Annotated in this window: 14 protein-coding genes; 6 read left to right on the top strand and 8 right to left on the bottom strand. The window is 73.0% G+C overall.

Going from position 1 to position 12,684, the window contains the following annotated elements; translation table 11 throughout:
* Positions 1-16: 16 nt before the first annotated feature.
* Positions 17-685, bottom strand: a complete 669-nt coding sequence (locus LIX60_RS02260) for a DUF305 domain-containing protein (RefSeq protein ID WP_227962582.1) — start codon at positions 683-685, stop codon at positions 17-19.
* 154 nt (positions 686-839) lie between these two features.
* Here LIX60_RS02260 and LIX60_RS02255 point away from each other — a divergent pair, with 154 nt between their 5' ends.
* On the top strand, positions 840-2,315 hold the full coding sequence (locus LIX60_RS02255) for an LVIVD repeat-containing protein (protein WP_227956954.1): 1,476 nt from the start codon (positions 840-842) through the stop codon (positions 2,313-2,315).
* Here the strand turns inward: LIX60_RS02255 and LIX60_RS02250 are convergent.
* The 6 genes from LIX60_RS02250 to LIX60_RS02225 all read right to left on the bottom strand — a co-directional run bounded on the left by LIX60_RS02250 (position 2,306) and on the right by LIX60_RS02225 (position 6,908).
* Entirely contained in the window at positions 2,306-2,944 is a 639-nt protein-coding gene (locus LIX60_RS02250) for a TetR/AcrR family transcriptional regulator (protein ID WP_125625784.1), read from the bottom strand. The genes LIX60_RS02255 and LIX60_RS02250 overlap by 10 nt on opposite strands.
* 153 nt (positions 2,945-3,097) lie before the next feature.
* Positions 3,098-3,793, bottom strand: coding sequence for an HAD family hydrolase (locus LIX60_RS02245; protein WP_227956953.1), 696 nt, complete (start codon positions 3,791-3,793; stop codon positions 3,098-3,100).
* A gap of 7 nt (positions 3,794-3,800) precedes the next feature.
* On the bottom strand, positions 3,801-4,532 hold the full coding sequence (locus LIX60_RS02240; RefSeq protein WP_227956952.1) for a phosphatase PAP2 family protein: 732 nt from the start codon (positions 4,530-4,532) through the stop codon (positions 3,801-3,803).
* A 34-nt stretch (positions 4,533-4,566) separates the two neighbouring features.
* Entirely contained in the window at positions 4,567-5,532 is a 966-nt protein-coding gene (locus LIX60_RS02235; RefSeq protein WP_227956951.1) for a M56 family metallopeptidase, read from the bottom strand.
* A gap of 119 nt (positions 5,533-5,651) precedes the next feature.
* Positions 5,652-6,326: a DUF5134 domain-containing protein gene (locus tag LIX60_RS02230; protein WP_227956950.1), complete on the bottom strand. Its 675-nt coding sequence runs from the start codon at positions 6,324-6,326 to the stop codon at positions 5,652-5,654.
* A gap of 189 nt (positions 6,327-6,515) precedes the next feature.
* Complete coding sequence (locus LIX60_RS02225) at positions 6,516-6,908, bottom strand: VOC family protein (protein ID WP_227956949.1); 393 nt, start codon at positions 6,906-6,908, stop codon at positions 6,516-6,518.
* A gap of 110 nt (positions 6,909-7,018) precedes the next feature.
* Here LIX60_RS02225 and LIX60_RS02220 point away from each other — a divergent pair, with 110 nt between their 5' ends.
* Positions 7,019-7,582, top strand: a complete 564-nt coding sequence (locus tag LIX60_RS02220; protein WP_227956948.1) for a GNAT family N-acetyltransferase — start codon at positions 7,019-7,021, stop codon at positions 7,580-7,582.
* Positions 7,583-7,623: 41 nt separating this feature from the next.
* Here LIX60_RS02220 and LIX60_RS02215 read toward each other — a convergent pair whose 3' ends face one another.
* Entirely contained in the window at positions 7,624-8,307 is a 684-nt protein-coding gene (locus LIX60_RS02215; protein WP_227956947.1) for a glycerophosphodiester phosphodiesterase family protein, read from the bottom strand.
* Between the two features lie 359 nt (positions 8,308-8,666).
* On the opposite strand from LIX60_RS02215, the gene LIX60_RS02210 reads away from it, so the two are divergent.
* The 4 genes from LIX60_RS02210 (at position 8,667) to LIX60_RS02195 (ending at position 12,671) form a co-directional block, all read left to right on the top strand.
* A complete protein-coding gene (locus LIX60_RS02210; protein WP_227956946.1) occupies positions 8,667-10,067 on the top strand; it encodes a DUF6421 family protein in 1,401 nt (466 codons plus the stop codon).
* Positions 10,068-10,093: 26 nt separating this feature from the next.
* Positions 10,094-10,864: an SDR family NAD(P)-dependent oxidoreductase gene (locus tag LIX60_RS02205; protein ID WP_227962581.1), complete on the top strand. Its 771-nt coding sequence runs from the start codon at positions 10,094-10,096 to the stop codon at positions 10,862-10,864.
* Positions 10,843-11,961: a low specificity L-threonine aldolase gene (locus LIX60_RS02200; RefSeq protein ID WP_374117780.1), complete on the top strand. Its 1,119-nt coding sequence runs from the start codon at positions 10,843-10,845 to the stop codon at positions 11,959-11,961. The genes LIX60_RS02205 and LIX60_RS02200 overlap by 22 nt, the downstream gene beginning before the upstream one ends.
* An 86-nt stretch (positions 11,962-12,047) precedes the next feature.
* Positions 12,048-12,671, top strand: coding sequence for a transglutaminase family protein (locus LIX60_RS02195; RefSeq protein WP_227956945.1), 624 nt, complete (start codon positions 12,048-12,050; stop codon positions 12,669-12,671).
* Positions 12,672-12,684 lie beyond the last annotated feature (13 nt).

Raw genomic sequence — 12,684 nt, 5'->3', positions numbered from 1 at the left:
CGGTCCGCCGGGGGCGTCAGAGCTCCCGCATCCGCCCGATCTCCGCGGTCTGCTGGACGCTCATCTCGGTGGCCATCTCCTCCACCAGCACGTCGTTCCCCTCCTTGAGCACCTCGGTGGCCATGGTCACCGCGCCCTGGTGATGAGTGATCATCAGCTTGACGAAGAGCTCGTCGAAGGCGTCCCCGCGGGCGGCCGAGAGCCGGTCGAGCTCCGCCTGCGTGGCCATACCGGGCATCGCACCGTGGTCGTGTCCGTGCGCCTCTTTCTCCCCTTTCTCCTCTTTCTCCTCGCGCGGCTCGCCCCGCTGGTCGAGCCAGCCCTCCAGCGCCCCGATCTCGGGTCCCTGCGCCGCCGCGATCCGCCGCGCGATCCCCTTGACGCCCTTCGACTCCGCGTGCTTCTCCGCGAGCGCGGCCATGGTCAGGGCCTGCCGGTGGTGGACGATCATCATCCGCACGAAGCGCACATCGGCCGCGTTGGGGACGGTGTCCTCGCGGCCGGCCTTCCGCGCCTCCTCCGCCGAGAGGGTCTCGGCCGCCTCGCCCGGTTTGCCCGGCGCCACCACGGAGGGCCCGCCGTCCGCCTTCGCCGGGGCGGAACCGTCCACCTCGCAGGCCGGAAGGGCCAGCACCGCGGCCGCCGCGGTGGACGCGAGGAGCAGCGAACGGGCGCGGGCCGTCATCCGGCGGTGGAACACGGGACCTCCAGGGGCGGGTCGGAGCGGACACCGGCTACGAACACATCTTCGTTAATCACTGTTGAGATGTACATGTAGGCGGCGATACTGCGGAGTTGACACACCGTTCGCCGTAGAACGGTAGACGAGGGAGGTCTCAGTGACGTCGTTGCACATACCCCGCGTGCGGCGCAGACGCCTGGGCGTGGCGGTGGCGGCCTTCGGGCTGATCGCCTCATTCCTGGCCGCAGGTCCCGCGGCCGCGACACCCGACCCCGGTGACGCGCCCGACGGGAAGCGGATGTCGAAGGAGCTCGCGGGCGACACCCGCGCGGCCATGGAGAACGGCGACATCCCGGGTGTGGACGAGATCGTCCACAGCAAGAACATCAAACACCTCGCCAGTGTCGGCAAGGGCGCCCTCGGCAGCCTGAACACCGATCTGGCGTTCCAGGGCCGCTATGCCTTCGCCGGCAACTACGACGGCTTCACCATCTACGACATCGGCAACCCGCGGTCCCCGAAGACCGTGAGCCAGGTGCTCTGCCCCGGCGGCCAGAACGACATCTCCGTCTCCGGGAACCTGCTCTTCCTCTCCACCGACTCCTCGCGCAGTGACAACTCCTGCAACAGCAGCTCCCAGCCCGCCAGCGAGAAGTCCTCCTGGGAGGGCATGAAGATCTTCGACATCAGCGACAAGCGGAACCCCCGCTACGTCGCCGCCGTCGAGACCGCCTGCGGCTCGCACACCCACACGCTGGTGCCCGAGAAGCGCAACGTGTACGTCTACGTCTCCTCTTACTTCCCGAGTGAGGACTTCCCCGACTGCCGGCCGCCGCACGACGGCATCTCGGTGATCAAAGTTCCGCGGAAGGCACCGGAGCGCTCGGCGGTCACCGACTTCCCCGTCCTCTTCCCCGACGGCGGCAACTCCGGCTCCGAGGGCAGCAGTTACGAGACCACCGGCTGCCACGACATCACGGCCTTCCCGAAGAAGCGGCTGGCCGCCGGGGCCTGCATGGGCGACGGCATCCTGATGGACATCTCCGACCCGGCGCGCCCCAGGGTGGTCGACCGGGTGCGGGACAACACCAACTTCGCGTTCTGGCACTCGGCGACCTTCAGTGAGGACGGTGACAAGGTCGTCTTCACCGACGAACTGGGCGGCGGCGGTGCCGCGACCTGCAACGCCGAGGTCGGACCCGACCGCGGCGCCAACGGCATCTACGACCTGAAGCGCCGGGGCCACCACCGGGAACTGGTGTTCCGCAGCTACTTCAAGATCCCGCGCCACCAGGCGGACACCGAGAACTGCGTGGCCCACAACGGTTCGCTGATCCCGGTCAAGGGCCGCGACATCATGGTCCAGGCCTGGTACCAGGGCGGCGTCTCGGTCTGGGAGTTCACCGACTCGTCCCGGCCGAAGGAGATCGGCTACTTCGAGCGCGGCCCGCTCTCCGCCGACACCCTGACCCTGGGCGGCTCCTGGTCCGCCTACTACTACAACGGCCACATCTACTCGAACGACATCGCCAAGGGCTTCGACGTCCTGCGCGTCGACGACCGCCGCACGGCCGGCGCCGCGCGGGTGCGGATGCACGAGCTCAACGTGCAGACGCAGCCCGACTACCGCTGAACCGCGGCACGCGGAAGCGTCCCGCCGGGCGGCTCCTCGCCCGGCGGGACACCGAGTTCCCACTCCAGCCCGAAGCGCTGGAACAGCTCCGAGCGCAGCAGCGCCGGGGGCAGCGGCGCCCCCGGCAGCAGGACCGCCACCACCGCGCCCATGAGAAGGGCGCGCAGCAGCGGATAGTCCGAGTCCGGGTGCCTGGAGCCGTAGCGGACGACGGTGTCGCGGAGCAGCACGGCCAGCCGCTGCTGCTCCGGGCACTGCACGAAACCCTCGGCGGTGAGGATGCCCGCCATGTGGGTGCGCATCAGCGTGGGATGGTCGCGGGCGATGCCGAGGATGGCGTCGATGGCCCGGGCGAGCAGTTCCTCGCCGTCCTCGGTGCGCGGCTCCCGCCGCAGCGCGGCCTCCAGTGTCAGGTGCATCAGCCGGTGCACGGCGGACTGGAGCAACTGCCGCTTGCCCGGGAAGTAATACGAGACGAGTCCGCGGGCCGAGCCCGCCCGGTCGGCGATGTCGGCCAAGGTCGTCGCCTCGTAACCGCGCTCGCCGACCAGCTCGACCGTCGCCTGGAGCAGCCGTTCGCGGGAGCGACGGCGCAACTCTTCATTGACCGATGCGCTTCGCGGGGACATGCTGTAACTCCTGCGTTGACTGGCTCCGGGCCAATATACTCAGTGAGGTGCCGCCTCTGACCTGTTCAGAGGCGTTTCCGAGACCGCCGCCGTTTTCGGGCGACGCGGGGGATCGCCCGAAAACGGTGGTTTCGGAAGGATTCCGGACCGGCCTCAGCCGAGCCGGCCGAGCACCGGGCGCAGCCCGTCGGGGCGTTCGGTCACCGGCAGCCGCTCCACCAGCTCCAGGGCGCAGCCCGCCGCCGTCGCGCCGCCGTCCGCCCGTACGTCGTCGCCCACCATCAGCGTCTCCCGGGGCGTCACGCCCAGCGCCTCGCAGGCGGTCCGGAAGAGCCGCTCGTCGGGTTTGGCCACGCCGTGCTCGTACGACAGCACGTAGGCGTCCACGAAGCCGTCCAGACCGTGCTCCCGGAAGACCGGGCGCAGATCCCAGCCGATGTTCGACACGACGGCGATCCGGGTGCCCCGCTCGCGCAGCGCTCCGAGCACCTCGGAGGCGTCCGGATAGGGGGTCCAGGCACCCGGTTCCATGTGCCGGTCGTAGAGGGCCTCGTACGCCTCCGGCCAGGGCAGCGCCGCCTCCCGCGCCAGTCCGGTGAAGAGTTCCCGGTGGTGCTCGGCGGCGCAGTCGCGTACCTCCCAGAGCGGGGCCAGACGCTCGGGCACGCCGTGCGGGGACGATCCCCCGGGCAGCGCGCCCGCTCTGGCCAGTTGTTCCGCCCAGTGCGCCAGCTCGGCCTCCGGCACCGCGATCCCGAGCCGGTCCAGGGTGACGCGCAGCCAGTGCTCCACGGTCTCGATGCGGAAGAGGGTGCCGGAGAAGTCGAAGAGCACGCCGGTGATCGCCATGCGGTGATCATTCCCCGGCCGTCCCCGGCGGTTCAAGGGTTTCCGTACGTTGCGCCCCGTACCGGTGGTGGGCGGCGACGGCGGCGGAGGCCGCGGCCGCTCCCAGCAGCCAGCCGCCCACCACGTCGGAGGGCCAGTGGACCCCCAGGTAGACGCGGGTGAATCCGACCCCGGCGACGGACACGGCGGCCGCGGCCGCCGCGGCCCGCATCAGCGCTCCCCGCACGCCCGCGCGGTGGGCGAGCCACAGCAGCAGCACGCAGACGAACGCGGCCGTCATCGCGTGTCCCGACGGGAACGCCGCGTAGTGCGCCGAGTCCACCGGCTCCCTCCACCGCGGCCGCGGACGGTCGACGAGGAACTTCAGGCCCTGCTGGAGGACCGAGCCGATCAGCAGGGTCACGACCAGCCACAGCGCGGTCGTCCGTCCGCCGCCCCGGCGGGACAGCAGCAGAGCCAGGACGGCCGGCAGCAGCGCGAGCCGCATCGTCCAGGGATCCCACACCCAGTCGGTGAGCACCCGGTTGGCCTGGGTGAAGCCGGGGTTCTCCCGGGCGGACTCGTGCAGCCCGGTGGCGACGGTCCGGTCGAGCGCGAGCAGCGGGCCCCACTCCACGGCGACCAGCGCCAGCAGGACGGCGGCCGGGAGGGCGCACAGGCCCGCGGCCCACAGATGGCCGGTCGCGCGGTGGGGGCGGCGGCCGGCGGGGGCGGGGACGGTGGGGGAGGACGTCCGCATGCACTGCATCCTGGCCGCGATCGGCCCCCGGAAACTACTTCAGCGCGCTGAGTCCCGGTACAAAAGCGAGCAACAGCGGCACCACGGGGACCAGCGCGGCGGCGGCCGTCAGCCGCAGCCGGCGGGCGGGGCTCAGCCGCGGACGGGCCGAGAGCAGCCGGTTCACCCGGTCGGGTACCTGCGCCAGCGGTGTGGGGACGGGGCCGAACACGCCCCGCTCCTCGTTGAGTTCGACCAGGGCCAGGGCGGTCGTCAGCCGCCCGTGGCGGCGTGAGGCGACGTCATCGGCCGCCAGTTCGACCAGGCGGTGCACCTCGTCCCGGAAGGAGGCGAAGACCGGAACCCGCGGAAAGCCCGTCGCCAGCGCGCCGGAGCAGTACAGCAGCCAGTCGTGGTGCGCCCTCGCGTGGCCCTGCTCATGGGCCAGGACGGCGTCCAGCCGGCGGCGGCCCAGCCGGCGCAGCGCGGCCGTGGTGATGACGAGCCGCGGTGTGGTGCCCGGCAGCCACCACGCCTCCGGGCGTTCGCCTTCGAGGACGACGAGACGGTCCTCCGGCTCCGGCGCTCCTGATGACACCTCGTCCAGGGAGGGTTCACCGGGCAGCCGGGGGGAGCGCGCGAGCAGCTCCGCACGCCGGCGCCTGCGCTCGGCGCGGGCCCTGCGCACCTCGCGGGCGAGCATCGCGGCGCTCCACAGCCCCCCGCCGGCCAGCGCGACGGCCACCGCACCGGACCAGGGACCGTACGCGCCGAAGGCGTAGGCCTCGACTACGCCGTGCGGCGCGGGCGCGAAGACGTGACCGCGCACGAGCTCCCAGGCGGCGGAGCCGGTCAGCGCCATCGCGAGCACGGCGCACAGCAACACGGCGGCCACGACGCACTGCCACACCCACAGGGCGACCACCGGTTCCCGGTCCGGCCACTCGGCACGCCGCAGCAGACGGGGGGCCAGGGCCGCGGTGAGCCCGCCGAGGACGATCAGCGCGAGCGGGAGCATCATGGCCGCCAGCCTACGAGCGCGGAGTGCCCGGCCGGTACGGCGCCGGCCGCGGAGTGACGCACGCCACCGGCTCGGTCCGGTGGCGAGCCGGGTGAAAGGGGCGCGGGGGGACGCTCCGCTCAGAGCGTCATCAGCATGGCGGCCATGGCCATCGCCATCACCAGCCGGCAGACGGTCAGCAGGTCCCCGTGCCCGGACCCGCCGCTCCCCGGCGAGCGGCCGGCCGCTCCCCGGACGACGGACAACGGGCCCCCCGCGCCCGCGGCGGCGGCCGCCCCGGGGGCGCCGGCCGCCGCCGTGCCCCGGACCGCGGCCGGCAGCGGCGCCAGGCGCAGCCCGGTCCACAGCGCGTACAGCGCGAAGTACCCCAGGAGTGCCCCGGTGAGCAGCGGCAGTCCGCCGGTCTGCTGGCCGGCGGCCCCGTGCCCGGCGTGCCCCGCCGCGTGCGGGGCGGCGGACATGGCGAGCCCCATGTGGACCATCGCGGCGGAGCCCACCGCGTGGTGGCCGTGGTGCAGGCCCGCGCTCCCCGTCCACGGGGAGGCCGCGGCCAGGGCGAGCGACACCGCGCAGGAGAGCCCGAACACCCCGGCGAACGCCGCCGGCAGCCAGCCCTGGCCGCTCACCGCCGCGACGGGCACGGCCATCGCCGCCATACCGAGCCCCATCAGGGCCTCGCCCCCCGCCTCCCCGCGCCGCGCGGACGGGCCCGCGCGCATCCGCAGCAGGCAGTAGACGGCGCTCGCCCCGCAGAGAGCGGTCAGCAGCCAGCCGATCAGCGGCGGTCCGTGCACGGCTCACCTCCCCGGTGCCGGTACGCCGGTAAGACTGCCCGGTGGAGCCGCCCCGCACGGGAGCGCACGAAGGCAGCGACGGGCGCACCGGGGGCATACGGCGTCCGGGAGCGGAGGGGAGCGGAAAGCGCGCCGGGGGAGGGGGCGCGCACGGCGGGACGCGGCCCGGCCCCGCGCGCCGTCCCCGCGTCAGATCCCCGGCCGGTACCGCATCGGGTGGTCGGCGGGGATCTCGACCACGCAGATCCGCATCCCGTCGGGATCGGCGATCCACATCTCGATCAGCCCCCAGGGTTCCTTCAGCGGTGGCCGCAGGATCTCCACGCCCCGGGCGGACAGCTCCTCGTGGGCCGCGGCCGCGTCCTCGACCTGCAGCCACAGCCGCGGTCCGGGCGCGGGAGCGGTCTCGGAGCGCCCGGAGACCTCCAGGAAGCCGCCGCCGAGGAAGTAGACCGTGCCGCGCTCGGGCCCGGTCCCGAACTCCCGGTGGACGGCGAGCCCGAGGGCCTCCCCATAGAAGGCCCTCGACCGGTCGGGATCGGTGGGACGCAGCAGAATCCGGCTGCTCAGTACATGCACCATGCCGGTGACCCTACGCACCACCACCGACCGCCCGGACCGCTGCCGGAGGTTCCGGCGCTCTTGCTAGCCTCGTCGCAGCCTGCGGGCCCGCACGAGAGAGAGCGCACGCCATGGACCAGCTCACCGGAACCACCGCCTCCCAGCCCGCCGCCGGCCTCGCGTTCCGCACGGCGGCCGAGACCGACGTGCCCGCGCTGGTCGGGCTGGTCGAGTCCGCCTACCGCGGCGAGTCGAGCCGCGCCGGCTGGACCACCGAGGCCGATCTGCTGGAGGGGCAGCGCACCGACCCCGAAGGGGTCGCCGAGGTCGTGACGGGCGCGGACAGCCGGATGCTCGTCGCCGAGCGGGACGGCGCCCTCGTCGCCTGCTGCCAGCTGGAGCGCCGCGGCGATCTGGCCTACTTCGGCATGTTCGCCGTCCGCCCCGCCCTCCAGGGGGAGGGGCTGGGCCGGGTGGTGCTCGCCGAGGCCGAGCGGACCGCGCGGGAGGAGTGGGGCGCGCGGGAGATGCAGATGACGGTGCTCACCGCCCGGGAGGACCTCATCGCCTGGTACGTGCGGCGCGGATACCGCCGTACCGGCCGCACCAGCCCCTTCCCGTACGGGGACGAGCGCTTCGGCATTCCGCAGCGCGGCGATCTCCGCTTCGAACTGCTGGTGAAGCCCCTCGGCTGAGGGCGCCGCGCCCGCGCCTGCGCCCGGGCGCGGCGCCCCGCTCAGGCGGTGAAGCGGCAGGTGCGCTTGATCTCCGGGAAGTCGGTGGTGCCGCCGTCGAGGCCGAACGCCCGTGCGAGCCGCAGATGGTCCTGGGTGTTGACGGTCCAGCCGATGAGCCGCAGGTCGGCCTCCCGGGCCTGCTCGACGATCTCCAGGGTCAGCCGGCGGATGTTGAGCACCAGCGTCGTCGCGCCGGCGGCCACCGCCCGGCCGACGACCTCGGTGCCGTAGCGGCTGGCGACGAGGGCGGTGCGGACGCCGGGCACCAGCCGGGTGATCTCCAGCAGCGCCTCGTCGTGGAAGGAGAGCACCTCCACCCGGCCGGTGAGGTCGCGGCGGTTCATCACCTCGGCGAGGGCGCGGGCCGCCGCCACATCCTTGATCTCCGCCTGCAGGGGTGCCCGGACGGCGTCCAGGACCTCCTCGAAGACGGGGATGCGCTCGCCCTGGCCCGCGTCCAGCTCGCGCAGTTCGGCGAGGGTGAAGTCGCCGATGGGTCCCTTGCCGTCGGTCGTGCGGTCGACCTCGGCGTCGTGCATCACCACCAGGGCGCCGTCCTTGCTGAGATGCAGGTCCAGCTCGATGACGTCCATGCCCGCGCGGTCGGCCCGGACGAAGGAGCGCAGGGTGTTCTCCGGTTCGACGCCCATGACTCCGCGGTGTCCGATGGCGAGGAAGGTCACGAGTCCTCCAATCCGCGGGGACGGGGGTCGTCCCCGGAGAGGGACAGCCACCCACGGCTGCCCCCGTGAACCAGCACGCAGCCTAATGGCAGCGGGCCGGTTCGCACCGCTGTGCGTCGGAGGTCTCCGTGCTCCTCACCCATGCGTGTCAGGGCGGTGCGCCGGGCTGACGTCCGGGCGGGTGACCCACGCCTCTCCCGCGGCAGGAGTGAGTGATGTGACCGTGGGTACTGTCCAACACGGGAAAACTTGCGGCCGAGCTCCAGATTCGCCGAATGTCTTCCGGTGACCCCGGTTGAGTGGCGGATTCTTCTGTGGGTACCGTAGCGGAGCGAAATTTATCTGGTTGAGGGGTACTGATGACGGAAATTCTTGTGCGTGGAGAGCGGGAAGCCTCAGCTTCCACGGTTGAGCGGGTGATCGACCATCCGGCGTGGCCCGTGCTCCGGGCCGCCGTGGAGGAGATCCGTTCCCGGCAGTCGAAGGACGGCTCGATCGACTTCACGGACGGGAACACCCCCGGCCGCTCCGCCGTCGAGGCGGCCGTCGGCCGGGTGGCCGCAGCCGTGGAGGAGCTGTCCCCGCTGCTGCCGCACGACGCCGAGTACCACCGGGCGCTCGTGACCGACCTGCGCCGCTGGGCGGACGGCGGCTTCGGCGTGCCGGACTTCCTGGACTCGCTGCTCGCCTTCCGCCCCGCGGAGGACCGCGCGGACGGCCGGCAGCACCTGGTCGTCTTCCCCATGTACACGCAGAACGGCAACCCGGACCGCAACCTTGAAGCCGTCGTCTTCCGCGTGGTCTGGCCGGACTGGCTGGCCGCCCTGGAGCGCGAGCGCTTCGACAACCCGCTCTTCCTGGGCATCACCTTCGAGGGCTTCACCTCGGGCTACGACACCAACTCCGCCGTGCTCTTCCCCGAGACCGTCGCGGTCCGCGAGGTCCCCGACCGCTTCTCCTGGGGCGCGATCTTCTGCGACCGCGAGGCCGCCCGCTTCCGCGCCGTCACCGAGGCCGCGGTCGGCATCCTGGGCCTGGACGTCCCCGAGGACATCCGCGCCATGCTGACCGACCAGGACCGCTGCCAGCAGGCCTTCGTCCTCTGGGACATGATCCACGACCGGGCGCACAGCCACGGCGACCTGCCGTTCGACCCGTTCATGATCAAGCAGCGGCAGCCGTTCTGGATGTACGGCCTGGAGGAGCTGCGCTGCGACCTCACCGCCTTCCGGGAGGCCGTGCGCCTCGCCGAGGAGGGACTGCCGCAGGGCCGCGACGTGCAGTACGCCGTGATCTTCGACCGGATGTTCCGCTTCCCGGTCACCGGCGACCGCGCCAAGAACTACGACGGGCTCGGCGGCCAGCTGCTCTTCGCCTACCTCCACCGGCACGACGTCGTACGCTGGACGGACAACACCCTGCACATCGACTGGGACCGGGCCCCGCAGGTCACCCAGCAGCTCCTCGGCGAGATCGAGAAGCTCTACCGGGACGGCATCGACCGGCCCAAGCTCGTGCACTGGTTCGCGGCCTACGAGCTCGTCTCGGCCTATCTGGCCCCGCATCCCGGGTCCGTCTGGAACAAGGGCCCCGACGCGCTCGACCTGTCGCTGCCGCCGCGCAAGCTGGTGGACGAGGTGCTTCCGGACGAGTTCCCGCTCAGCATGTTCTACGAGGCGCTCGCGAAGAAGCTGCGTGGTGTGATCGCGTCCACGAAGGGCATCACCGCAGCGGGAACCCCGGGAACGGCGGCCGCGTGAGCGGTATCGACGAGGAGGCGACGACGATGAACGGCAGCGTGGAGGAGACCGCGGGCAACGGCCCGCTGGAGGGCGCCGTGGTGGCGGTGGCCGGCGCGGCCGGCCCCGCGGGCCGGGCGACCCTGCTGCGGCTGGCCGAGGCGGGGGCCACCGTCGTCGCCGCCGACGCCGACGTGGAGCGGCTCGCCGAGGCGGTGGACGCCGCCCGCTACGCGCACGGCGGGGCCGCGGTCACCGGCGAGACCGTGGACCTGCTCGACCTGGACGCGACCCGCGCCTGGGCCGACCGCACCGAGAAGGAGTTCGGCCGGATCGACGGCCTCGTCCACCTCGTCGGCGGCTGGCGCGGCAGCAAGACCTTCGCCGCCACCCCGCTCGCGGACTGGGACACCCTGCACAACCTGCTGATCCGCACGGTCCAGCACACCTCGCTCGCCTTCCACGACGCACTGCGCCGCAGCCACAAGGGCCGCTACGTGCTCGTCAGCGCGGCCGGCGCCAGCAAGCCGACGGCCGGCAACGCCGCCTACGCCGCGGCCAAGGCCGCCGCGGAGGCGTGGACCCTCGCCCTCGCCGACGCCCTCCGCAAGGAGGGGGACGGCGACGGGCTGCCCGCGGCCGCTGTCATCCTGGTGGTGAAGGCGCTGGTGCACGACGCGATGCGTGCCGAGCGCCCCCACGCGAAGTTCGCGGGCTTCACCGACGTCGGGGACCTGGCCGAGGCCATCACCGGTGTCTGGGACGAGCCCGCCGAGGAAGTGAACGGAAAGCGCCTGTGGCTGACCCCGCAACCCTGACCGAGGCCGGTGACCCCGGCGCGTCCGGAACCGCCCGCCCCGACGCCGTACGCCGCCACGACCCCGCGGCGCGCGGCTTCGCCAGCGACAACTACGCCGGCGCGCACCCCGAGATCCTGGCGGCGCTGGCCCTCGCCAACGGCGGTCACCAGACCGCCTACGGCGAGGACGCCTACACGCGCCACCTCCAGGAGGTGTTCCGCTCCCATCTGGGGCCCCGGGCCGAGGTGTTCCCCGTCTTCAACGGCACCGGCGCCAACGTCGTCGCCCTCCAGGCGATGACGGAGCGCTGGGGCGCGGTGATCTGCGCGGAGAGCGCGCACATCAACGTGGACGAGGGCGGCGCCCCCGAGCGGGTCGGCGGGCTCAAGCTGCTGGGCGTGCCCACCGAACACGGCAAGCTCACCCCCGCGCTGATCGACCGCGAGGCGTACGGCTGGGACGACGAGCACCGGGCGCAGCCGCAGGTCGTCTCGATCACCCAGACGACCGAACTCGGCTCCTGCTACACCCCGGAGGAGATCCGGGCCGTCTGCGACCACGCCCACGAGCGCGGGATGACGGTTCACCTCGACGGCTCGCGGATCGCCAACGCCGCCGCGTCGCTGGGCGAGCCGCTGCGCGCGTTCACCACGGACGCGGGCGTGGACACGCTGTCCTTCGGAGGCACCAAGAACGGTCTGCTCTTCGGCGAGTGCGTGGTCGTGCTGAACCCGGACGCGGTGCGCGCGATGAAGCATCTGCGCAAGCTGTCGATGCAGCTCGCCTCCAAGATGCGCTTCGTCTCGGTGCAGTTCGAGGCGCTGCTCTCCGGCGACCTCTGGCAGCGGAGCGCCGCGCACGCCAACGCGATGGCGCGGCGGCTGGCGGCGGGCGTCCGGGAGGTCCCCGGCGTGGAGATCGTCCACCCGGTGGAGGCCAACGCCGTCTTCGCCCGGCTGCCCCGCGACGCCGCCGAGCGGCTGCAGAAGCGGCACCGCTTCTACTTCTGGGACGAGGAGGCCGGGATCGTCCGCTGGATGTGCGCCTTCGACACCACCGCGGCGGATGTGGACACCTTCACGGCCGCGCTGGCGGAGGAGATGCACCGGAGCTGACCGCCGACCGCCATCGCATCGCATAGGTATGCGCCCGGCTGCAAATCCATTGACGCGCGGCCGGGCGCGTCCCTACGCTGCGGGCCATGCCCCCACCCGACCTGCGGCCCGACTCCCCGGACCCCTCCGCGTATCTGGCCGCCGACGACGTCATCGACCACACGCACCCCCTGGTGCGGGAGACCGCCGCCCGGCTGCGCGCCGGCGCCGGCACCCCCGAGGCATACGCCCGCGCCGCCTTCGCGTTCGTCCGCGACACCGTCCCGCACTCCGCCGACACCGGGGACGACCGCGTCACCTGGCGCGCGTCCGACGTGCTGGAGCAGCGCACCGGCATCTGCTACGCCAAGTGCCACGCCCTGGCGGCCCTGCTGCGGGCCGAGGGCATCCCGGCCGGGCTCTGCTACCAGCGGTTGGACGGCACCGTCCACGGCCTCGTCGCGCTCCGGCTCCCCGGGCGGCCGCACTGGGCCCGCCAGGACCCGCGCGGCAATAAACCGGGCGTGGACGCCCGGTTCTCCCCGGACCCGGAGACGGAACGACCGGCGTGGACCGTGCGGCCCGGAAGCGGCGACACCGACTACCGCACCCTCTACGCGACCCCGCCTCCCCCGGTCCTGGACGCCCTGCGGAAGGCCGCCGACCGGGAGGAGCTGTTCCGCCTGCTGCCGGCGGAACTCCCCGACGGCACCGGCCCGGGTCCCCGCTGATGTTCGCGGGGAC

Source organism: Streptomyces sp. S07_1.15 (assembly GCF_020739505.1).
GTDB classification, from domain to species: domain Bacteria; phylum Actinomycetota; class Actinomycetes; order Streptomycetales; family Streptomycetaceae; genus Streptomyces; species Streptomyces xinghaiensis.
The sequence above is the reverse complement of the archived record's forward strand: the minus strand, read 5'-3'. Positions and strand labels throughout refer to the sequence as shown.